Source organism: Vannielia sp. ABF1_015, from assembly GCF_056160745.1.
Genome location: NZ_JBSWXT010000001.1, coordinates 1,494,083 through 1,516,502, shown reverse-complemented (window position 1 = coordinate 1,516,502; position 22,420 = coordinate 1,494,083). Strand labels below are relative to the sequence as shown.

19 protein-coding genes are annotated in these 22,420 nt (G+C 64.8%); 8 read left to right on the top strand and 11 right to left on the bottom strand.

All coding sequences use genetic code 11. The annotated features are described in order from the left end of the window. Positions 1–28: 28 nt before the first annotated feature. The 3 genes from ACXAG6_RS07560 to ACXAG6_RS07550 form a co-directional block, all read right to left on the bottom strand. Positions 29–1,564 carry an ABC transporter ATP-binding protein gene (locus tag ACXAG6_RS07560; protein WP_475336648.1) on the bottom strand — a complete coding sequence of 512 codons (1,536 nt, stop codon included), beginning with the start codon at positions 1,562–1,564 and terminating at the stop codon, positions 29–31. After that, positions 1,561–2,382, bottom strand: a complete 822-nt coding sequence (locus tag ACXAG6_RS07555; RefSeq protein ID WP_475336646.1) for an ABC transporter permease — start codon at positions 2,380–2,382, stop codon at positions 1,561–1,563. Before ACXAG6_RS07555 ends, ACXAG6_RS07560 begins: the two co-directional genes overlap by 4 nt. 361 nt (positions 2,383–2,743) lie before the next feature. Then, the gene (locus ACXAG6_RS07550; RefSeq protein ID WP_475336644.1) at positions 2,744–3,691 is read right to left on the bottom strand and encodes an ABC transporter permease; all 948 of its coding nucleotides are present in this window, start codon (positions 3,689–3,691) and stop codon (positions 2,744–2,746) included. 84 nt (positions 3,692–3,775) lie between these two features. Here ACXAG6_RS07550 and ACXAG6_RS07545 point away from each other — a divergent pair, with 84 nt between their 5' ends. Continuing rightward, a complete protein-coding gene (locus ACXAG6_RS07545; protein WP_475336642.1) occupies positions 3,776–4,228 on the top strand; it encodes an NUDIX hydrolase in 453 nt (150 codons plus the stop codon). 303 nt (positions 4,229–4,531) lie between these two features. Next, the gene (locus ACXAG6_RS07540; protein WP_475336640.1) at positions 4,532–6,097 is read left to right on the top strand and encodes a 2-isopropylmalate synthase; all 1,566 of its coding nucleotides are present in this window, start codon (positions 4,532–4,534) and stop codon (positions 6,095–6,097) included. Between the two features lie 168 nt (positions 6,098–6,265). Here the strand turns inward: ACXAG6_RS07540 and ACXAG6_RS07535 are convergent, their stop codons facing one another. From ACXAG6_RS07535 to ACXAG6_RS07525, 3 genes are all read right to left on the bottom strand, one after another. Beyond that, positions 6,266–7,114: an ATP-grasp fold amidoligase family protein gene (locus ACXAG6_RS07535; protein WP_475336638.1), complete on the bottom strand. Its 849-nt coding sequence runs from the start codon at positions 7,112–7,114 to the stop codon at positions 6,266–6,268. Between the two features lie 169 nt (positions 7,115–7,283). Further along, positions 7,284–8,258 (bottom strand): ATP-grasp fold amidoligase family protein, encoded by a 975-nt coding sequence (locus tag ACXAG6_RS07530; protein ID WP_475336635.1) that lies wholly within the window; start codon positions 8,256–8,258, stop codon positions 7,284–7,286. A gap of 42 nt (positions 8,259–8,300) precedes the next feature. Next, the gene (locus ACXAG6_RS07525; protein ID WP_475336632.1) at positions 8,301–8,978 is read right to left on the bottom strand and encodes a DUF2161 domain-containing phosphodiesterase; all 678 of its coding nucleotides are present in this window, start codon (positions 8,976–8,978) and stop codon (positions 8,301–8,303) included. A 213-nt stretch (positions 8,979–9,191) separates the two neighbouring features. On the opposite strand from ACXAG6_RS07525, the gene ACXAG6_RS07520 reads away from it, so the two are divergent. The 6 genes from ACXAG6_RS07520 (at position 9,192) to ACXAG6_RS07495 (ending at position 15,844) form a co-directional block, all read left to right on the top strand. Beyond that, the gene (locus ACXAG6_RS07520; RefSeq protein WP_140013320.1) at positions 9,192–10,229 is read left to right on the top strand and encodes a rod shape-determining protein; all 1,038 of its coding nucleotides are present in this window, start codon (positions 9,192–9,194) and stop codon (positions 10,227–10,229) included. 41 nt (positions 10,230–10,270) lie between these two features. Then, positions 10,271–11,188 carry a rod shape-determining protein MreC gene (mreC, locus tag ACXAG6_RS07515; protein WP_475336630.1) on the top strand — a complete coding sequence of 306 codons (918 nt, stop codon included), beginning with the start codon at positions 10,271–10,273 and terminating at the stop codon, positions 11,186–11,188. Next, positions 11,181–11,720: a rod shape-determining protein MreD gene (locus tag ACXAG6_RS07510; RefSeq protein WP_140013318.1), complete on the top strand. Its 540-nt coding sequence runs from the start codon at positions 11,181–11,183 to the stop codon at positions 11,718–11,720. The genes mreC and ACXAG6_RS07510 overlap by 8 nt, the downstream gene beginning before the upstream one ends. Beyond that, positions 11,717–13,633 (top strand): penicillin-binding protein 2, encoded by a 1,917-nt coding sequence (gene mrdA / locus ACXAG6_RS07505; protein ID WP_475336627.1) that lies wholly within the window; start codon positions 11,717–11,719, stop codon positions 13,631–13,633. The genes ACXAG6_RS07510 and mrdA overlap by 4 nt, the downstream gene beginning before the upstream one ends. A 13-nt stretch (positions 13,634–13,646) precedes the next feature. Further along, the gene (gene rodA / locus ACXAG6_RS07500; protein ID WP_475336624.1) at positions 13,647–14,795 is read left to right on the top strand and encodes a rod shape-determining protein RodA; all 1,149 of its coding nucleotides are present in this window, start codon (positions 13,647–13,649) and stop codon (positions 14,793–14,795) included. Between the two features lie 110 nt (positions 14,796–14,905). Further along, on the top strand, positions 14,906–15,844 hold the full coding sequence (locus tag ACXAG6_RS07495; protein ID WP_475336621.1) for a 2-hydroxyacid dehydrogenase: 939 nt from the start codon (positions 14,906–14,908) through the stop codon (positions 15,842–15,844). A 94-nt stretch (positions 15,845–15,938) separates the two neighbouring features. On the opposite strand, the gene ACXAG6_RS07490 is transcribed toward ACXAG6_RS07495, so the two are convergent. The 5 genes from ACXAG6_RS07490 to ACXAG6_RS07470 form a co-directional block, all read right to left on the bottom strand. Beyond that, a complete protein-coding gene (locus ACXAG6_RS07490) occupies positions 15,939–17,471 on the bottom strand; it encodes an AAA family ATPase (protein WP_475336619.1) in 1,533 nt (510 codons plus the stop codon). 135 nt (positions 17,472–17,606) lie between these two features. Continuing rightward, the gene (locus tag ACXAG6_RS07485; protein WP_475336617.1) at positions 17,607–18,245 is read right to left on the bottom strand and encodes an acyl-homoserine-lactone synthase; all 639 of its coding nucleotides are present in this window, start codon (positions 18,243–18,245) and stop codon (positions 17,607–17,609) included. A gap of 117 nt (positions 18,246–18,362) precedes the next feature. Further along, the gene (locus ACXAG6_RS07480) at positions 18,363–19,079 is read right to left on the bottom strand and encodes a helix-turn-helix transcriptional regulator (RefSeq protein WP_475336615.1); all 717 of its coding nucleotides are present in this window, start codon (positions 19,077–19,079) and stop codon (positions 18,363–18,365) included. A gap of 417 nt (positions 19,080–19,496) precedes the next feature. Next, positions 19,497–20,795: a crotonyl-CoA carboxylase/reductase gene (gene ccrA, locus ACXAG6_RS07475; RefSeq protein WP_475336612.1), complete on the bottom strand. Its 1,299-nt coding sequence runs from the start codon at positions 20,793–20,795 to the stop codon at positions 19,497–19,499. 109 nt (positions 20,796–20,904) lie between these two features. Then, positions 20,905–22,359, bottom strand: coding sequence for a 1-acyl-sn-glycerol-3-phosphate acyltransferase (locus ACXAG6_RS07470; protein WP_475336610.1), 1,455 nt, complete (start codon positions 22,357–22,359; stop codon positions 20,905–20,907). Between the last annotated feature and the right edge of the window lie 61 nt (positions 22,360–22,420).

Sequence of the window (22,420 nt, the reverse complement as noted above, 5' to 3'; positions counted from 1 at the left end):
CTGGGTGGCGGTGGACAGATTGCCCACCCTACGCGGCGAGCACCGGGGCGGCCTTGATGAGTTGGCGCGTGTAGGGGTGCGCGGGGGCGGTGAAGACCTGCTCGGTGCCGCCTTCCTCCACGATCTCGCCGGCTTTCATCACCAGCACCCGGTCGGTCACGTTGCGGACCACTGAGAGGTCATGGCTGATGAAGAGGTAGGACAGGCCGCGCTCGGCTTGGAGGCGGGCGAGCAGGTCGAGGATGGTGGCGCGGACTTGCACGTCGAGCGCCGAGACCGCCTCGTCGAGCACGATCAGCTCTGGGTGCGTGACAAGGGCGCGGGCGATGGCGATGCGTTGGCGCTGGCCGCCGGAAAACTCGTGCGGATATTTGTGGGCGTCATCGGGGTGGAGGCCAACGGCGGTGAGGGCTTCGGCGATGCGCGCGGGCAGGTCGGGCGGTTTGCCGGTGAGGTGGAAGGGCTCGGCGATGAGGCGGGCGGTGCGGTGGCGCGGATTGAAGGAGCCGTAGGGGTCTTGGAAAACGATCTGGAGGCGGCGGCGCAGCTCGAAGCCCATGGCGGGCGAGACGGGCTGGCCATCGAGCGCGATGGTGCCGCCTTGCAGGGGATCAAGGCCAAGAATGGCGCGGGTAAGGGTGGATTTGCCGCAGCCGCTCTCGCCAACGAGGCCGAGGGATTCGCCTTTACGCAGGGTGAAGGACACATCGTTCACCGCGCGGAACGGGCCTTTGCGGGTGGGGTATTCGCGGGTGGCGTTTTGGACCGAGAGGAGCGGCGTTTCTTCAATGCGGGTGGCGGCGCGGTTCGGCTGGTGGGCGGAGGCCTTGAGCAGGGCGGCAGTGTAGGGGTGGCGGTGGTTGGTGAGGATGCGGGCGGCGGGGCCGTGCTCGACCACCCTGCCCTGTTTCATCACCGCGATCTCGTCGGCCATGTTGGAAACCACCGCGAGATCATGGGTGATGAGCAAAAGGGCCATGCCTTCGTCGCGGGTGAGGTCGCGCAGGAGGACGAGGATCTGGGCCTGTGTGGTGACGTCGAGCGCGGTGGTCGGCTCATCGGCGATGAGCAGGCGGGGGCGCAGGGCGATGGCCATGGCGATGCAGACGCGCTGGCGCTGGCCGCCGGACAGCTCATGCGGGTAGCGGGTGGCGGGGATGTCTTGCAGACCGACGCGATCGAGCTTTTCGCGGGCGATGGTGGCAGCCTCGGCGCGGGAGGCGGCGCCGTGAATGCGCAGGGTTTCGGCAACTTGAGTGCCGATGGGTTGCATCGGGTTCAGCGCCGTCATCGGCTCTTGAAAGATCATCCCGATCTCATTGCCGCGCAGGGCGCAGAGGCGGCGTTCGGTGGCTTGGCGCAGGTCTTCGCCGTCCAGCATGGCGGTGCCGGTGGTGTGCGATCCGTTCGGCAGGAGGCCTATGAGTGAGAGGGCTGTCATCGACTTGCCGGAGCCTGACTCGCCGACGAGGCCGAGGATTTGGCCAGGGGCAAGGGTAAGGGAGACCTCGCGCAGGATCGGGGTGCCATGGATGGTGAGGGAGAGGTTTTGCAGCGCGATCATTGGACGGCGCGCCTCAGGCGGGGATCGAGCATGTCACGCAACCCATCGCCCATGAGGTTGAGGCCGAGGACCATGAAGACGATGGAAAAGGCGGGCAGCATGGCGAGGCGCGGGGTGCCGTAGAAGAAGGTTTGCGCATCGGCCAGCATACGGCCCCAGCTTGGGGTCGGCGGCTGTGCGCCGAGGCCAACGTAGGAGAGGCCCGCTTCGGCGAGGATGCCCAGCGAGAACTGGATGGTGGCCTGCACCACCAGCAGGTTGACGATGTTGGGCAGGATGTGTTCGGCGCTGATCCGGGCGCGGGATTTGCCCGCCACACGGGCGGCGAGGATGAACTCGCGTTGCCAAGTGCCCAGCGCCGCACCGCGGGCGACGCGGGCGAAGACGGGGATGTTGAAGATGCCGATGGCGAGGATAGCGTTGAGCGCGGAGGGGCCGAAGGTGGCGGTGATGAGGATGGCGATGACGAGGGAGGGGAAGGCGAAGGTGAGGTCGTTCGCGCGCATGATGACCTCGTCGAGCAGGGAGCCACGGGCGGCGGCGGCGGTGAGGCCAAGGGGGACGCCGATGGTGAGGCCGATGGTGACGGCGACGAGGGCGACGGCGATGGAGGTGCGCGCCCCGGCCATGAGCATGGAGAGCATGTCGCGCCCGAGGTGGTCGGTGCCCAGCAGGTTGGTGGCGTTGGGCGCGGCGAGCTTGTTGGCGATCGAGAGGTCGAGGGTGGAGTGCGGTGTCCAGACGAGGGAGAGCAGCGCGGCGGCGGCGAAGACGGCGGTGAGGGCGGCGCCGATGACGAGTTGGGCTGGGAGCTTCATTGCGGCGCTCGAGTAAGGGGGAGTGCAGCGCGGAGCTGATGGTGGCGCGCCACGGTTTTGGGTGGCGCGGGGCGGCGCTGCGTGTGGGGTGTTGGAGTGGGCATCTGGATGGAGGCCGCGTTGTAGGGCCCTGTGTGCGCCAGCGGATCTGCAAGGTCTGGCGATGGAGTGGGCCTGCACGGAATCAAGCCGTAGGCGCCGTGCAGCGCCGTCCCGCCCCCCGGGGCGGCGCTTCGGTTAGGCAAGCGCCTCCCTCTGTGGGCAGATGACAACCGCGCCATAAAGTGCCACGCACAGCCGTTGCTTGCGCCCCCCCGCGGGACGGCGCTGCACGGCTTGCGTTGCGGTTGGGGCCTCTGGTTCATCTGCGCCTCCTGAGCCGTGGGTCGGCGAGGCCGTAGGCGATGTCGGTCAGGAAGGTTACGCAGATCACGGCGAAGACGAGGAGCATCACGGCGCTTTCGACCACGATCAGGTCTCGCTGGGTGATGGCCTGAAAGATCAGGCGACCGAGGCCGGGGAGGTAGAAGACGTTTTCGATGATGATTGCGCCTGCGAGAAGGAAGGAAAACTGCAACCCGAGGATCGTCAGCACCGGTACCAGCGCGTTGCGCAGGGCGTGGCGGGTGAGGGCTTGGGCGCGGGTCAGGCCCTTGGCGCGGGCGGTGCGGATGAAATCTTGCCCCAGGACCTCGACCAGAGCCGAGCGCATGACGCGGGCGAGGATGGAGGCTTGCGGCAGGGCGAGCGCGATGGCGGGGAGGGTCAAAGCCTTCAGCCCCGGCCAGAGGCCCGCGTCCCATCCCGGGAAGCCGCCTGCGGGGAAGAGCGGGATGGTTATGGCAAAGGCCAGCACCAGCAGCATCCCGAACCAGAAATTGGGCACCGCGATGCCGAGCTGGGTGACCCCCATGATGCCGTAATCCGCCGCGCGGCCCCGGAAGGCGGCCGCCACCAACCCGACGGGGATGGCGATGAGCGTGGAGAGCGCCAGCGCATAGGCGGCCAGTGGCGCCGACACCGCGAGCCGGTCCACGATAAGCTCTTCGACCGGGACGCGGTAGGTGTAGGAGGTGCCCATATCGCCCTGCACCAGCCCGGTGATCCAGCGCAGGTATCGCTGCACCGTGCTGCCATCGAGGCCAAGCTCGCTGCGCAGGGCGGCGACGGTCTCTTCGCTGGCATTGAGGCCGAGCATGAATGCTGCGGGATCGCCGGGGATCACCTCGAGCATGAAGAAGATCACCACGCTGGCCGCGACGAGCGAGAGCGCGAGGGAGATCAGGCGGGAGGCGAGGTAGCGGGCCATGGGGCGACGCTATGGGATTGATCGCGCGGGGGGAAGTGGCGGTGGCCCCTGCCCTACCCGCCCGGTGCGTGCTATGGCGGCGACATGACACAGTGGCGCCCCCTCCCCCGCATTCGCGTGCTGGCCATCGGCCTTGCCTGGCGCGGCTCTGCCCTGCTGGCCGCCGAGGTGCGCGACGATGCCGGGCGGCTCAAGGGCGTGCGCCCGCCGGGCGGTGGCGTGGAATTTGGCGAGCGGTGGGAAGAGGCGCTGGCGCGGGAGTGGGCCGAGGAGTTCGGGCTGGAGATTGCCGTGACCGGGCCGCCGGTGGTGATGGAAAACATCTACACCCACGAGGGCGAGACAGGGCATGAGGTGGTTTTTGCCGCGCCGATTGCACTGCCGCCGGGACGACTCACGGAGAGCGACTCGCTGGAGGTGCGCGAGGACAACGGCCTGCCCTTCACGGTGCGCTGGTTTGACTTCGACGGGCTGGACGCAGGCGGGCCGGCGCTTTTTCCGACAGGTCTGAAGCCGCTGATCCACCCGCCAGACTAGGCCGGCACGGGCCGCAAATGTGCGCAACGAGGGCCGGGGGAAATCTTCACTTCCCTTTTACCAAACGGGCAGTATAGTCGCCTTCATGACGCAAGAGCGCCACAACCAGCCGCGGGCCATCGCAATCGCCCGTCAGGAGGAAGCCCCCCGGCTTCCCCTTCTCGCTGTTGTCGCCCTGCCCCTTGCTGGCCTGCTTCTTCTGCTTACCTGCCTCTGAGCGTGCCTTTCCGGCGCGACCGCTCAGGGGTATAGACGCGCCGAAGCACCCAGAGAAAAAGCACAGCAAGCCAGAGAGATTTTCCGATGTCCGACGCAAACCGCGTATTGATCTTTGACACCACCCTGCGCGACGGCGAGCAATCGCCCGGCGCGACCATGAGCCATGCCGAGAAGCTGGAGATTGCCAGCCTGCTCGACGAAATGGGCGTGGACATCATCGAGGCGGGCTTTCCGATTGCTTCGGAGGGTGACTTTGCCGCCGTCAGCGAGATTGCCCGCGCCGCGAAGAGCGCCACGATCTGTGGCCTCGCCCGCGCCAACTTCAAGGATATCGACCGGTGCTGGGAGGCGGTGAAGCACGCCAAATCCCCGCGCATCCACACCTTCATCGGCACCTCGCCGCTGCACCGGCAAATCCCGAACCTGACGCAGGACGAGATGGCCGACCGTATCCACGAGACGGTCACCCACGCCCGAAACCTCTGCGACAACGTGCAGTGGTCGCCCATGGACGCCACGCGCACCGAGTTCGACTATCTCTGCCGGGTGATCGAAATCGCCATCAAGGCGGGCGCGACCACGATCAACATCCCCGACACCGTGGGTTACACCGCCCCGCGTGAGAGCGCCGAATTGATCCGCCGGCTGATAGCCGAGATCCCGGGCGCGGGCGATGCTGTGTTTGCGACCCACTGCCACAACGATCTGGGCATGGCGACGGCCAACAGCCTCGCCGCCGTTGAGGCGGGTGCGCGACAGATCGAGTGCACCATCAACGGGCTGGGCGAGCGCGCGGGCAACACCGCGCTGGAAGAGGTGGTGATGGCGGTGAAGACCCGGCATGACATCATGCCCTTCACCACCGGCGTCGACACCACCAAGATCATGCATATCTCGCGCCGCGTCGCCACGGTGAGCGGCTTTGCGGTGCAGCCCAACAAAGCCATCGTGGGCAAGAACGCCTTTGCCCATGAGAGCGGCATCCACCAGGACGGGATGCTGAAGAACCCCGAGAACTTCGAGATCATGCGCCCCGAGGATGTGGGCCTCAGCGCCACCAATCTGGTGATGGGCAAGCACTCGGGCCGGGCCGCGCTGCGTTCGAAGCTGGCGGAGCTGGGCTATGAGATGGGCGACAACCAGTTGAAGGACGTGTTCGTGCGCTTCAAGGAGTTGGCGGACCGCAAGAAAGAGGTGTTTGACGACGATCTGGTGGCGCTGATGCGTGAGGCCAGCACCGACCCGGCGGCGGAATACCTGAAGGTGAAGTTCCTGCGGGTGATTTGCGGCACCGAAGCACCGCAATCGGCGGATATCACCCTGAGCGTGGACGGCGTGGACCAGCAGGCCACCGCGCAGGGCGACGGGCCGGTGGACGCGGCCTTCAACGCGGTAAAGGCGATTTATCCGCATGGTGGGCGGTTGCAGCTGTATCAGGTGCATGCGGTGACCGAGGGCACTGACGCGCAGGCAACGGTGACGGTGCGGATGGAGGAAGAGGGCGTGCTGGCCACTGGCGAGGCCGCCGATACGGACACGGTTGTGGCTTCGTGCAAGGCCTATGTGACCGCGCTGAACCGGCTGCGGGTGCGCAAGGAAAAGCTCGGCGGGAAGGACACCCGGGAAGTGAGCTACAAGGACGCGGGGTGAAGTGTTGCCTACGATTAGCTCACCGAGCTGACTGAGAACCACGCAGAGGGGGTTTTGCCCGCTCTGCGCCAGTTGTACTCAGGCCAACACCGCAAGCCGACACCTGCACCTGCTTCCGTCTTCCCAAGACAGCCGACTGCAACGCCATCTGGACGGGCCGCAGTGGCCTCATTCGCCCCGCGACGCCGCTACGCTGCGCAGCAGCGCCTGTCTGTATCGCTCACGCCACCCGCGTTGTGGCGTGCGGCAGAACCATGTATTGCCGATATCCCACGCGAGGTTGGTGGCATGATCAGGCGCATGACCGAACGGGCCCTGATGCCCGCCCAGATTGTAGACGGTCAGCTCACCCAGCCAAAATCGGGTTCCGTCGGTCAGGAAATCGACGCGCATGTGATCGAACCGCTCTCCGATCTCCGCGGCGGCTTTCAACGCCTCCGAGGCGCAATCCGGCAAGGGCAGGTTAGGCGCGCGCTTTGTAATATTGCTCTTCCGATCCGACAGCCGGAGACCCTTGCCTTCATCCTCCCAGACATCGGCCCCCATGTCTCCGAAGCGATCGACGATGTGGATGAGGCGTTCAACGAAACGACCGAAGGTGTAGATCTTCATCTCGGTCAAGGGCGCTCCCTCACCAACCACCGGTTCGACGAAGAGTTGGCGGGGGATTCCGAAGTAGGCCCACTGCCGCGCCCCCTTACCGTATCCGTTGCGCAAGAAGGCGTTGGTACGCGCCACAATCTCCGCGCGATCCGGCCCGCCAGCACCCGCAAAGAGATTGGTGCCGCAGCTATGGTTGGCTTTAACCAGCACCTCTTGGCGTAAAAGGTCCGGCGGGATGTCGGCGGCATCCCCACCTTGCCAGAGAACTGGCGGGATGAGAATCGGGAGGCCGAGATCAGCGACCCAAGCCTTGCAAGCGAGCTTATCTGTGAGAGTGACGAAACGCGGGTCGTGATCGAAGATCTTGCGCCATGTGAACTTGTCATTCCCGCAATCGGGGAGTGCCGCGTTCATGCGCCGGTTTTGTCCCGGCTCCTGCGCCTCAAGCCATCTCATTATGCGACGATGGCGCAGGTGGGCCCAGGCGTTGACCACCTCGAAAATACGCCCATCCGCCCGAGATTGAGGCTTCAAAGGAGCGAGAGGATTCAAAGGCGCGGCGTCCATCTAACTCAAAGTTCCCTCATTCCCCAACCTGTACTTCCAAGGTTCGCAAGAGCGCGTTTCGATAGACCTCGCGCCAACCCTTTTGCGGGGTTTGCATGAACCAGCTTTGCCGCAAATCCCATGCCATGTTTGCCGGGTGATCTGGATCGGTGCCGAAGTCGCGCTGGAACCCCCCGCGCGGGTAGACCGTCAGCTCGCCCATCCAGAGCGAGGTGCCGTCTGTCAGGAAATCCACCCGCATATGGTCAAACTGCGCGCCAATCTCATGCGCCAGCGCCAGCGCGGGCTCGATGGTTTTGGGCAATGGCTGCTCAAGCAGGGGATACTCGGGTTTGAACTGACGCGGAGAGCGCACCAGCTTGCCATCGTGGAAGTCGAACATATCGGCCCGGTAGCCGCCCTCGGGCTGGGGCATGATATGCGCCACAAACTGCGTTTGGCCGCCAAAGACAAAACACTTGATGTCTGCCGCCGGCGCCGCGCCGGCAAGGTCTTCCTCGATGAGAAGGCGTCGCGGCACGCGGTAGTAGCCCCACTGCCCCGCGCCGCGCCCGTACCCCTGCTTGAGAAAGCGTTTTGCCTTTGCCACCACTTCATCGCGCGGCGGCGCATCTGTCCCCAAGGCGATGTTGCGGCCAGAGCCATGGGCAGCCTTGAGATACCCCGGTTTCAGCCGCAGCGCCTCGGGAATATCGGCGGGCCGGTTGCCTTGCCACAGCGTCCGCGCGGATGCGATTTTGTAGCCCTGTTCCGCCACCCAGTCTTTCGTGGCGAGCTTGTCGCTGGCGATGCGAAACAGCGGGTTGCGATCGAAAATCTTGCGCCATGTGTACTTGTCGTTCAGGCAGGTCGGGAGCACCGGCGTCTGCACGCGTCCGGTGCTGCCTTCCATCTTGTCCAGCCATGCCAGAATGCGCCCGTGCCGCAGCCGAATCCATTTATCGAGCGCGGCAAAGATCCTCGCGTCACCTGCCGACTGCACCTGATACATATTCAACCTTCTGATAACCTGCGGCAATTTTAAGCCTAGGCCCTAGCCTTCCACATCGCCGGCAACCGCCTGTGCGCCGTTCGGAGTGAGCGCGTAGATACCCTTGTCTACCCGTTCAAACCACCCGTAGTGATCATCGGCCATCATCCGCGTGGCCCTTTCGACACCCGTGGCGTTGGCGACATGCGCCCCCTTGCAGGGGCCATTGGCGGCGAGGTGTTGGGCCAGCCGGATGCAATCCTGCCGGTAGGCCGTGACGATGGTGCCGTTGCGCGCCGCACCGCCCGTGTTCGGGTCGCCTTCGCGGCGGGCGAACTCGCGCAGCAGGCGGGCCTTGCGGGGGGCGGATTTGCGCGGCTGGTAGGGCGCGGGGTCGAGGGCGATTTGGGTGTGGCCATCGGAAAGGCGGACGTAGATGAGGCCGAGGCCGAGGCGGCGGCAGAGGGTGCGGTGCTGCTTCATCGCCGCCATCCAGCGGCGGCCCGAGCCACGGGGGACGGCGAGATAGACGGCATCGGTGAGCGATTGGCGGGCGATGCCTTGGTGGATGAGGGCGAGCGAGAAGGCGAGCTTGAGCTCGACCACCACGGGCGCCTCATTTGCACGCACTGCGACCACATCCGCCGCCCCCACCTCGCCTTTCACCTCGTAGCCTTGGGCTTCGAGGAGGGCTTTGACGGGGGCGTAGAGATCCTGCTCTTTTGGTTTTGTCTCCACCATGGGCTTACTTTAGCCCCAAGTTTCGCCGCTGCGAAGAGGGCCCGGGCCGCCGGGAGGGGCGAAGGGGCGCGGCACCCGGCAGCAACTTGCCGTGTTCGGCCATCGCGCCCCCTTGTCCCTCAACCGCCCAAGCCCCTATAAGCCGAAAGTTCCGAGGGGGCGGCTGAGTCGTGCCCTGAACGTGCTGTGGCATAGGGCAAGGGTGAACTTCGAATGGCTTTTCTGAGCGGTCTTTTCTCGTCGGATATGGCGATCGACCTCGGCACCGCCAACACATTGGTTTACGTGAAGGGCCGTGGAGTGATCCTCAACGAGCCTTCCGTGGTGGCCTATCACACCAAGGGCGGGCGCAAGGAAGTGCTGGCTGTGGGTGAAGACGCCAAGCTGATGCTGGGCCGCACGCCCGGCAGCATCGAGGCGATCCGGCCGATGCGCGAGGGCGTCATCGCCGACTTCGACACTGCCGAAGAGATGATCAAGCACTTCATCCGCAAGGTCCACAAGCGCACCACGTTTACCAAACCCAAGATCATTGTCTGCGTGCCCCATGGCGCGACCCCGGTGGAGAAGCGGGCCATTCGTCAGTCTGTGCTGAGCGCGGGCGCGCGGCGGGCCGGGTTGATTGCCGAGCCGATTGCGGCGGCGATTGGCGCGGGCATGCCGATCACCGATCCGACCGGCAACATGGTGGTGGATATCGGCGGCGGCACGACCGAGGTGGCCGTGCTTTCGCTGGGCGACATTGTTTATGCGCGCTCGGTGCGCGTCGGTGGAGACCGGATGGATGAGGCGATTGTCAGCTACCTGCGCCGCCAGCATAACATCCTGATCGGGGACGCCACCGCCGAGCGGGTGAAAACCTCGATCGGCACGGCGCGGATGCCCGATGACGGGCGCGGAGCCTCGATGCAGATCCGGGGGCGCGATTTGCTGAACGGCGTGCCGAAGGAAACCGAGATCAACCAGGCGCAGGTGGCCGAGGCCCTCAGCGAGCCGGTGCAGCAGATTTGCGAGGCGGTGATGACGGCGCTGGAGGCCACCCCGCCCGATCTGGCCGCCGATATCGTTGACCGGGGCGTGATGCTGACCGGGGGCGGCGCGCTGTTGGGCGAGCTGGACCTTGCGCTGCGCGAGCAGACGGGGCTTGCCATCTCGGTGGCCGACGAGTCACTCAATTGTGTGGCCTTGGGCACCGGCAAGGCGCTGGAATATGAAAAACAGCTCAGGCATGTGATAGACTACGACAGCTGAGGCCGCACGCTGGGGAGCGGCCTTGCGGAAAGGCTGCCCGCTTGGCGAAGAGAGACACGAACATCGACTATGTCAGCCCGGTCAGGCGCATCCTGACCGTTGTGCTCGTGGTGCTTTGCTTCGGGCTCTTTTTGCTGTGGCGGATCGACAGCCCACGGGTGGAGCGGTTTCGCAGCAATCTGATCGACGCGGTGGTGCCGAGCTTTGAGTGGGCGAGCGTGCCCGCGACGAAGGTTGGCAACATGGCCGACAGCTTTCAGAGCTATAATCGGCTTTACGAGCAGAACCAGGAGCTGCGGCGCGAGTTGCAGCAGATGAAGGCGTGGAAAGAGGCTGCGGTGCAGCTTGAGCAGCAGAACGCCAAGCTGCTGGCGCTGAACAACCTGCGGCTGGACCCGCGGCTGACGAGCGTGTCGGGTGTGGTGATTGCTGATAGCGGCTCGCCCTTTCGGCAGTCGGTGCTGCTGAATGTGGGCCGGCGCGATGGCATTCGTGATGGCTGGGCGGTGATGGACGGGCTGGGGCTGGTGGGCCGGATTGCCGGGGTTGGTGAGCAGACCTCTCGTGTGATCCTGCTGACCGATGCCGCAAGCCGCATTCCGGTGACGGTGCAGCCCTCGGGCCAGCACGCGATGCTGGCGGGCGACAACCGCGCCGCGCCGCCGCTCGACTTTATCGAAGATCGCGACAGCGTTCAGCCCGGCGACCGGGTTGTGTCTTCCGGCGATGGCGGGGTGTTCCCGGCCGGGCTGCTGGTGGGGCAACTGGTGGAAGGGCGTGACGGGCGGCTGCGCGTGCGACTTTCAGCGGATTACGAGCGGCTCGACTTTTTGCGGGTGCTGCGCAGCCACGAGGCCGAGGTGATTGCCGATCCCGGCGGGCTGATCCTGACGCATGAAGGCCAGCCGAATCCGCACCCCGAAGAGGTGAGCCAGGCCGAGGGAGGCTCGGATGGTTGACCCGGTCACGGCGCGCATCTGGACCTATCGCGCCGCCTTTCTGGGCCTGTGCATGGCGTTGGCCTTCTTCCGCTTGCTGCCGCTCGACACCACGGCGGGCGGCATGCCCGGCCCCGATGTGATGTTGGCGCTTACCTTCGCATGGGTGCTGCGCCGCCCGGCCTTTGTGCCCCCTGCCCTCATCGTTGGCGTTTTCCTGATGGCCGATTTCATCTTTCAGCGCCCGCCGGGGCTTTGGGCGCTGCTGGTGCTGCTGGGCGCCGAGTTTTTACGCGCGCGGCAGGGCCTTTCACGCGAGTTGCCGTTTCCGTTGGAGTGGGCAATGGCGGGCGTTTTGATGGTGGTGCTGATGGTGGCGAACATGGCGCTGCTGGCGCTGTTCATGGTGCCGCGCCCGCCGCTGGGGGTAGCGATGTTGCAGATGGGAATGACGCTTGTGACCTATCCGCTGGTGGTGGCGGCTTCACACATGCTCTTTGGGCTGCGCAAGGCGGCACCGGGTGAGGTGGATGCGTTGGGACACCGGCTATGAGGCGCGCGCCGAAGGATACCGAGGAAAGCGTTCGCAAGATCACCCGGCGCGGGCTGGTGATGGGCGGGCTGATGGGCGGCTTTGCCACGCTGCTGGCGGGCCGTATGCGCTACATGCAGGTGGAGCAGGCTGACGCCTTCCGGCTGCTGGCCGAAGAAAACCGGATCAAGTTTTCGCTCATCCCGCCGGAGCGCGGGCTGATCTTTGACCGCAACGGGCGGCCGATTGCGGTGAACGAGCAGATCTATCGCGTGGTGATCGTGCCGGAGGATGCCGGCGATATCGAGAACACGCTGGCGCGGCTGCGCAAGATCATCCCGATCTCCGATGAGGAGATGGCGGAGGCGCTGGAGGAAATCCGCAAATCCTCGCCCTTCCTCGAATACACCATCGCCGACCGGCTGAGCTGGCAACAGCTTTCGGAGGTGGCGGTGAACGCCCCTGCCCTGCCCGGCATCTCGCCCGAAGTTGGCCTTTCGCGGCATTATCCGATGCTCGAAGATCTGGCGCATGTGATCGGCTACGTGGGCCGGGTCAGCGACTATGACCTGAGCAAGATTGAAGACCCGGACCCGCTGCTGAAGCTGCCGCAGTTTCAGATTGGCAAGACCGGCGTGGAATCCAAGTGGGAGGAGCCGCTGCGGGGCAAGGCGGGCAACCGGCGGATCGAGGTGAACGCCTCAGGCCGGGTGATGCGCGAGTTGGACCGGCAGCAAGGTGTTTCGGGCACCGATTTGCAGCTGACCATCGACAGCCAGCTGCAAAACTTCGTGCAGGCGCGGCTTGGCGATGAGAGCGCCTCGGCGATGGTAATGGATGTGACCAACGGCGATTTGCTGGCCATCGGCTCGGCCCCGTCGTTTGACCCGAACCTCTTTGTGCGCGGCATATCGGTGGCCGACTACCGAGGCCTCACCGAAGACGACCACCGCCCGCTGGCCAACAAGGCGGCGCAGGGCCTTTATCCGCCGGGCTCGACCTTCAAGATGATAACCGCGCTGGCCGCCGTGGAGGCGGGCGTGGTGACGGCGGGCGAGACGTTTTATTGCCCGGGCCATAAGGAGGTTTCGGGCCGCCGCTTTCACTGCTGGAAGCGCTCGGGCCATGGCTGGGTGGATCTTGATGCCTCGCTCCAGCAGAGCTGTGACGTTTACTACTACGAGCTGGCGCTGAAGGCGGGGATCGAGAACATCTCGGCGATGGCCAAGAAGCTGGGCATTGGCGTGCGCCATGATGTGCCGATGAGCGCCGTGGCAGAGGGGATCGCCCCCACGAAGGCGTGGAAGGCAGAGCGCTATGATCAGGATTGGGTGGTGGGCGACAGTTTGAACGCCTCGATCGGGCAGGGCTTTGTGCTGGCTTCGCCGCTGCAACTCGTGGTGATGGCCTCACGGCTGGCCAGTGGCACACAAATCGAGCCGCGGCTCATCAAATCGGTCGACGGGCGCGAGACCGAGGTGAAGGGGCTGGAGCCGCTGGATATTTCGCCGACCGCGCTGCAACAGGTGCGCAAGGGAATGTACAACGTGGTGAACTCCTCACGGGGCACCGCGCGGAGCAGCCGGATTGTGGCCGAGGGCATGACCATGGCGGGCAAGACCGGCACCAGCCAGGTGCGCTCGGTCGTGGTGCGCAACCAGGATGTGCCGTGGGAGCAGCGCGACCATGCGCTGTTTGTCGCCTTTGCGCCCTACGACAACCCGAAGTACGCGGTTTCGGTGGTTGTGGAGCACGGCGGCGGGGGCTCGGCGGTGGCTGCGCCGATCGCCCGCGATGTGATGCTTCAGGCGCTCTACGGCGGGCTGCCGCCGCTGGAAGCCTACCCGAAGGCGAGCCGCTGGCAGGTGCAGGAAATGCGCAAGGATCTGAAGCTGCGCGAAGACCTGCGGCAGGAAGCCAGCGACCGGGCATGAGGGAACGCGCGGCGTGAGTTACCTTGAATACAACCGCGAGACGGTGCCGACCGGCCTGAGCAAGGTGCTCTACATCAACTGGGCGCTGGTGGTGCTGCTTGTGGCCGTGTGCTCCGTGGGCTTCCTGATGCTCTTCTCGGTGGCCGGGGGCACGCTGAGCCCTTGGGCGGAGCCGCAGATGAAGCGCTTTGCCCTTGGCCTCGTGCTGATGTTTCTTGTGGCGATGGTGCCGATTTACTTTTGGCGCAACCTTGCCTTGCTGGCCTACCTCGGATCGCTGCTGTTGCTCGTGTTCGTTGAGCTTTTCGGCGATATCGGGATGGGGGCGCAGCGCTGGATCGACCTTGGGTTCATGCGGCTTCAGCCATCGGAAGTTGCCAAAATCACCCTCGTGATGCTGCTTGCGGCCTATTACGACTGGCTGGACGTGGGCAAGACATCGCGGCCACTCTGGGTGGTCTTGCCGGTGCTGATCATCCTCGTGCCCACGGCGCTGGTGCTGCGCCAGCCCGACCTTGGCACCGCGCTGCTGCTTGTCGTCGGCGGGGCGATGGTGATGTTTTGCGCCGGGGTGCACTGGCTTTACTTTGGCGTGGTCCTTGCCTCGGGGGCGGGGCTTGTGACGGCGGTTCTGGCCTCACGCGGGACGGCGTGGCAGCTGCTCAAGGATTATCAGTATCGCCGGATCGACACCTTCCTTGATCCGGAGTCCGACCCGTTGGGCGCGGGCTATCACATCACCCAATCCAAGATTGCCCTCGGCTCGGGCGGATGGACAGGGCGGGGGTTGATGGAAGGCACGCAGAGCCGCCTCAACTTTTTGCCCGAGAAGCACACAGACTTCATCTTCACCACGCTGGCCGAGGAGTTTGGCTTTGTCGGCGGCGTGTCGCTGTTGCTGCTTTACGTGCTGATAATCGTGTTCTGCGTGGCCTCGGCGCTGAAGAACCGCGACCGGTTTTCATCCCTGCTGACGCTGGGGATTGCGGGGACGTTCTTTTTGTTCTTCGCGGTCAACATGAGCATGGTGATGGGCCTCGCACCGGTAGTGGGCGTACCTTTGCCGCTGGTGAGCTATGGCGGCTCGGCGATGATCGTGCTGCTGGGGGCCTTTGGGCTGGTGCAGAGCGCGCATGTGCATCGACCGCGAGGGCGGGGATAGCTCTTTGCGGCTTTGCCTGACGGCGCTGCCTCGCATCGCATCTGCAGAGAGGGCCGCACGGGCCGATGAGCGGCTTGGCGGCGGGTGCGGGCGCAGATAGGGTCCGCGGCATGACCCTGAATATTCTCTTCTCCGCCCGCCCGACCTTCTGGAAGCAATACGAAGCCCCTCTGCCCCGCGCCTTGGCCGAGGCCGGGCTTGACGCGCAGGTGTTTCAACCCGGCGAGGTGGCGGCGGGTGATGTGGATTACATCGTTTTTGCGCCAAATGGCCCGGTAGAGGATTTTGCGCCCTTCACCCGCGCCAAGGCCGCCTTGAGCCTTTGGGCCGGGGTGGAGCAGATCGTGGGCAACGACACGCTGGCGATGCCTCTGGCGCGGATGGTGGACACCTCGCTGACCGAGGGCATGGTGGAATGGGTGACGGGGCAGGTGCTGCGCCACCATCTCGGGATCGACCGGCATATCGTGAACCCCGAACATGAGTGGAAATTCGTGATCCCGCCACTGGCGCGTGACCGGGTGGTGACGGTGCTGGGCACGGGTGCCTTGGGCACGGCCTGCGCCGAGGCGCTGGTGGCGCTGAACTTTCGGGTCAGGGGCTGGTCGCGGAGCGAAAAGCAGATTGCCGGGGTTGAGAGCTTTTCGGGCGATGCGGGCTTGATGGCGGCCTTGGAGGGAGCCGAGATCGTGGTGCTGCTACTGCCCGACACGCCCGCAACGGAGAATGTGATGGGCACGCGCGCCTTTGCGGCGATGGCGGAGGGTGGATTTGTGATTAACCCCGGGCGGGGGCCGCTGATTGACGATGCGGCACTGGTTGCAGCGTTGGAGTCCGGGCAATTGGCCCATGCGACGCTGGATGTGTTTCGCGAGGAGCCGTTGCCGGAGGGGCACCCGTTTTGGGCGCATCCCAAAGTGACGGTGACGGCGCATACAGCCTCGGAAACAAGGCCATGGAGCGCGAGCCAGTCGGTTGCGGAGAATATCCGCCGGGCCGAGGCCGGGGAGCCGTTGATTGGCTTGGTGGATCGGGGCGCGGGGTACTGAGGCCTCATCCTCGGGCCTGGCCCGGGGATCTGGCAGCTAGAGATCCTCGGGTCGAGCCCGAGGATGACGGTGCGCTTCTGCTGGCGGGATGGAGTTACTCCGGCGCTTCCGCTTCCAGCGTGAGCGGGGCCACGGGGGCCTCAAGATCTGCCGTGGTGAGCGGCTCGGTGGGCCGGGCGAGGCGGTTGCGGGTGCACCACAGAAGCCGCTCTTCGGCGCGGGTGATGGCCACATAGGCAAGGCGTTTCCACAGCGGTTGGCCGGCCTCTTCGCGGCCCATCCGCGCGGCGACGAAAAGATCGGGGGCGAAGACCTGAACGGAGGGCCATTGTGACCCCTGCGCCTTGTGGATCGTCACCGCCGCCCCATGCAGGAAGGTCGCGCCCATGCGGGCGGCATAGGGGATAAAGGGCTCTTCCTCGTCGGGCAGTTCGATTTTTACGATGGAAGCCGCAGAGACTTGCGGTTGCTCGGCCCCGATGACGTGGAGCTTGGAGAAGCCCGCCTTCTTGCCCGGCCCGAGGTAGACGACCTGTGCGCCCTTGATCAGTCCACGCGCCTCAAGATCGAGCCGCTTTTTGCGGTGCTTCATCGGCAGCTCGATCCCGTCGCAGATCAGCGGCTCGCCGGGCAGCAGCGCGTCGGGCGGAGCGTGGTAGGCGGCCCGGAAGGCGTGGATCAGGCGGATTCGGGTGTTGTTTCGCCAGACCAGCACGGGAGAGCGGGCCATGAGCGCGGCCTCGACCCGCTCGGCCATTACCACGCGGTCATCGGCGCGGGCCTTGTCGGCGACCATCTGCTCGAAGTCCTGAAAGGACAGGGCGGGATCGGCGAGCGCGTGCGCGAGGTCTAGAATGGGGTTGTCATCGGCTTGACGGTGGATGCGGTGCAGTTCGAGGCGGCGCTTCTCGGGCAGCCGGTCGAACACCATGTTGCCCGATTGCTTGACCGGTGCGAGCTGGGCCGGGTCGCCGAAGAGCACAAGCGCCTGGAAGATCTCGCGCAGGTCTTCGAACTGGTCATCCGAAAGCATGGAGCTTTCGTCGATGAAGCCGATATCGAGCGGCTCTTCGCGGCGTTTCCAGCCGGTGATGAAGTCGGAGCCGCGAAGGCCAGCGGAGGCCAGCGCGGCGGGCACCGATTTGTGGGTTTGATAGACGGCAAAGGCACGGTCCAGCGCGGCCTCTGTGAGCCCTTCCATCGGCTCGGGACGGTCGCCCTGCCCTGCCAACCACTCGGCGATGCGTTCATACTCAGGGTCATAGACCGGCGTGTAGAGGATGCGGTGGATGGTGGTGGCCGCGACGCCGCGATTGCGCAGCACCGAGGCGGCCTTGTTGGTGGGGGCGAGGATGGCGAGGGTGCGGCGATCCTTGCGGGGTTTGCCCTCCCAATCGCCGGAGATCACATCCACCCCGGCTTCGGCCAGCGCATCGGCCAGCCGGGCGAGCAGCAGGGTTTTGCCCGAGCCGGCCTTGCCCATCACCGCCGTCACGCTTCCCTTCCCCTCTGCCATTGGCGTCGTTGCCTCGTTGTCGAGATCGACACCGTGGCGGCGCAGCACATCGGACAGGGTATCCCAGGCTTGGGCCTGGTCGTCGGACAGGTGGAGTGCGGGGAGGGTCATGGGGCGGAGACTATAGCCTTTCGGGTGCACATTGAATCGCTTATTCGCTGACTCTCCATTCGGTCGAACGCGAAAAGCGCTGCAGGGTTCAACGATCAGAACCCGAAAGGCTTTAGTTGCTCCGCCCCCGGGCTTCTAGGCCGAAACCGCCTCGCGCGCGCCGGAAAGGCGGCCAAAGGCGCGGTCGAACCAGTGGCGGGAGAGCGCCGGGCTGAGGCCGGCCTTGCGGGCCATGGCGAGGCGGGTCGGCTCGGACATTTGCCACAGCCCGACAGAGATGGCCTCGCGCCCCTTGCCGGAGGTGCCGAGCACCGTGGGGGGCCAGCCAAGCCGGGCGTAGATGCGCACCATTCGGGCATCAAACACCCCGACCGCGTCAGTCAGGTGAAAGCCCTGCCCCAGTTCGGCCCCGCCCAGCATGAGCGCGGCGGCCACCCGCCCCTCGGCCTCCGGCGCGAGGCAGAAACGGGTGCATTCCCAGATCAGCGGGTGGGAAATGGTGACGCCATCGGTGAGGTGGGTGAAGTGATCGTTCACCATGCAGGGGGCGATGGTGGGCAAAAACCGCATGGACCCGCCGTGGCTGCCATCGGCGCGCTGCCAGATGACATAGAGCGGGTTCATCGCGTCATAGGCATCCCGCTCCGCCCCATCGGCATCGACCGTGACCGCCCAGCCCAGCCGATCCGAGAATTGCCGGGCGCGGTCGCGGAACATGGTCTCACGCAGTTTTGGAAACTTGGAAAGCTCTTCACCGTAGATATAGCGCAACATTGGGACTCCCTCCGTCATGGTTGCTTGGAACGGGAGTCAGATTAGGAATTTATCGTTAAAGTTGTTAATGAGCTAAAAACGACACGTTAAGATTGCGTAAATCTTCTGCCGATCTGCTCAGAAAACCAGCCGTCCCTGCGCCAAGGCGAGAGCCACCGCGTGGGTCGTGTTCATCGCGCCAAGCTTGTAACGGGCCCCTTCGATGTAGACGCGCAGGGTGTGTTCGGAGATTTCGAGGCTTTCGGAGGCTTGGGCCCGGCTGTAGCCGAGGGCCAGAAGGGTCAGCGCGTCGCGCTCGCGGGGGGACAGCGCTCTGGCGGTGGACTTGGCGGTGCCGCCATTCTCGATTTCGAGGGCTTTCTGGTTGAGGTAATGGGCCGCAAGGATGAGGTCTCGGGTGTGGGCCTCGGTGAAGCGCGTCCACTTCGTGTCACTGGCGTTATGGGACACGGTGAACATGGCGAACTGCCCGGAGGGCCCGCGGATGGGCACGGTGTAGCCCTGATTGCCAACCCCGGCATTTTGCGCCTCGCCCATGAAATCGCGGCTGACTTTGCCCGACCAATCGAGCCGCCGCCAATCGACCGGGTGAAAACGCTGGTAGCAGCCTACAACCACTGGGTCGATCCGGTCATATCCATTGGAAAGGTACTGATCGACCCAGTCGGTGGAATAGGTTAGCGCGGCGTATTGCCCGCCGGTGGCGTTGACGGAGTGATAAACGACGTGCTCGACCTCGTAGATATCGCGCAGATCGAAGACGCTGGCTTGCACATCGTCAAGCGTGCTCGCCTGCTGCAAGCCCTCGATAAACTGTTCCAGCACAGCTGCCATCGCCGTCCGCCGAAGCGTCTCCCCTAAACGATGCAGGCGCGCAGCCCGTCTCATGACGCGCGACGTCGATCGTCTCCAGCAGCTTCCCCTCCAGCGCGGTCAGCTTGTTACGCTCTGCGTAGGTCCGCAGATCGGCCAAGACGTCGAGTACCCACTCGTGTTTCATAGGCAGCCTCAATCCTAAAGGTTAACGACATATTAACACAACCCTAGCATGTGATTTCGCCCGGGAAAATTCGCGGAAAAGCGGTCCCCTTAAATGGGGAGATGTTAATTTTTAGGCATTTAGTTGCGATGTTTAGTAAATCAGCCAAAAAAATCGGGGAAACTGGCATCTCCCGGTGAATATTAAAAACAACCTAAGCGAGTACAGCCCGCCGCGCATGAGGGATGCACGGCGGGGTCTCGGAGCTGTGGTCAGAGGCCGCTGGCGCGGGCTTCGAGCGCGTCTTCGAGGGTGCGCAGGCCGGTCTTTGGGGCCTGCACAAGCACTGCCATGTTGCCGGGCTTGTGCTCGTTCTTCAGCATCTTCATGTGGGCTGCCGGGATCTCATCCCAGGGGAACACCTCGGACATGCAGGGATCGAGCCGGCGCTCAACCATCAGGCGGTTGGCCGATGCGGCCTGCTTGAGGTTGGCGAAGTGGGAGCCTTGCAGGCGCTTCTGGTGCATCCACATGTAGCGCACGTCGAAGGTGGTGTTGAAGCCGGAGGTGCCCGCGCAGATCACCACGATGCCACCCTTCTTGACGACCAGCGTCGACACCGGGAAGGTCGCCTCGCCGGGGTGCTCGAAGACCATGTCGACGCTGACGCCCTTGCCGGTGATATCCCAGATCGCCTTGCCGAACTTGCGGGCCTCTTTGAGCCACTCGTTATACTCGGGACTGTTCACCGTGGGGAGTTGGCCCCAGCAGTTGAAATCCTTGCGGTTGATGACGCCCTTTGCGCCCTGATCGAGCACGAATTGGCGCTTGGACTCATCTGAAATGACGCCAATGGCATTTGCGCCCGCCGTGTTGGCAAGCTGGATCGCGTAGGAGCCGAGGCCGCCCGACGCGCCCCAGACCAGCACGTTTTGGCCCGGCTTCAGCTCGTGCGGATGGTGGCCGAAGAGCATCCGGTAGGCGGTGGCCAGGGTGAGCGTGTAGCAGGCGCTCTCTTCCCATGTCAGGTGTTTGGGGCGCGGCATGAGTTGCTGCGCCTGTACGCGGGTGAACTGGGCGAAAGAGCCATCGCCCGTCTCATAACCCCAGATCCGCTGGGTGGGCGAGAACATCGGATCGCCGCCGTTGCACTCTTCGTCGTCGCCGTCGTCCTGATTGCAGTGGATCACCACCTCGTCGCCGACCTTCCAGGTCTTCACCTTGTCGCCCACGGCCCAGACGATGCCCGAAGCATCGGAGCCGGCGATGTGATAATCTTGCTTGTGAACGTCGAAGGGGCTGATCGGCTGGCCGAGACCGGCCCAGACACCGTTGTAGTTGACGCCTGCGGCCATGACGAGAACGAGCACCTCGTGGCTGTCGATCTCCCATGTGTCGACCACTTCCTTCTGAAACGAAACATCAGGCTCGCCGTGACGCTCGCGGCGGATCGCCCACGCGTACATCTTGGGCGGCACGTAGCCCATCGGGGGCATCTCGCCGATTTCGTAGAGTTCTTTCTCCTCGGCCTCGTAAGCGGCCTGCGGGGCTTCGGTGGTGTCCAGAGCCATGGGCTTCTCTCCTCAGGTCGTTCTGCGGCGCAGAATCGCGCCGTGCTCTCACGGGGTTCTACGAATGCCTGCGCAATATTGCAATACGACTGACGTCTTATTTGTAATTTTATGTCTCACTCGATTTCAGATCGGCGTCAACCTTGGCAGTGCCCTTCGCAACTGCATCATCGGCAGGCAGGAGTCTGGAGCGTGGCAAGGTTGCATCTGCAGCATCTGTAACCTGCGCCAACTGCGTGGCAACGGAGGCCGCGTAGAAGGCGAAAAGCGCTGCTTCGTCACGGATAGCGGCGATACCCTCCGGGGTTTCAGACAGCAGATTGCGGTCGCGCAGGATGCGCAGGGCATTTTCCAGCGCATATGCCGGATTGCCACGCGGCACATGCAGCACCACATCGGCGGCTTCCAACTGGCGGATCCGGGCGTTCCACCGGCGCTCCAGTTCGGCGCGCGGCAGCGGCCCCCCTGCCTCCAGCAGCATCGACGCGAGCAAAGGCACCGGCAGCACCGGCATCACCGCCTCGATCCGGCGCATCAACTCGCCCCCCAACGCCTCGGTATCGCCCGGGAAGCCGGACAGCGAAAGCGGATCGCCGAAGCTGACGGCCGCATAACCAAGGTGATGTGACATGCCACGCACCCGCATCACCAACCGCCGCAGCAGCCACCGGAAGACGACGCGGATCCGGGTGGGAAAGCCGCCGCCGCCCTGCGCGGCGATGAGCACGCGGTCTTCCAGCACCCTGTCATAATTGAGGGCGGTGGGCACGAAGACCACTTCGGTGCCGTCCTGCGCGGCCTCGGTGATATAGGCCAGCAGCCCCAGCTTGGGCTCGCCCGGTGCGCCGGTGAGCGAGAGCCGTCCTTCAGGGAACATCGCCTGCGCCACGTGGGCTCGCGTGGCCACGGAAACATAGGTGGCCAGCACCGTGCGATAGAGTTCGCCACGGGATTTGCGGCGGATGAAGTAGGCGCCCATCGCCCGGATCAGCGTGCGCAGCGGCCAGACCCGCGCCCATTCTCCCACGGCATAGGAGAGCGTGGTGCGTTGGGCTACGAGGTAGGTGACGAGCACGTAATCCATGTTGGAGCGGTGGTTCATCACGTAAACGACGGTGGCGTCGGTCGGGATGGCCGCCAGCTTGGCCTCATCCAGCCGGGCAAGGCGGACGCGGAAGAGCGAGGTGGCCAGCCATCTGGCGGCGCGTATGGCAAAGCCGAAGTAGGCGAAGGCGGAGAAGCCGGGCACGATCTCGCGGGCGTAGCGGCGGGCCTGCTCAAAGGCGACCTCTTCGGGGATGCCCTCGGCCTTGGCGTGCGCGGTGACGGCAGCGAGCACTTGTGGCGCGTAAGTTACCCGTTGGATCGTGTCGCGCCGACGGGCCAGCTTGAAGGGCTCGATGGGCCGCGCGAGGCGTGTGTTCAGCCGGGCCACGGCCTTCTCCAGCCGCCGCCGGAAGAACCAGCGCACGGAGGGAAAGAGGAAGTGCGAGGCGAAGGTGACACCGGCAAACAGCAGGATCAGGAGAAAGAGCCAGAGAGGGAGCGAGACCGTCTGCGTCATGGGAAGAGAGTTGCAGGTGCCGCGCCCCGGGTAAATCCCCGGCAGAGGCCGCCGAATGCGC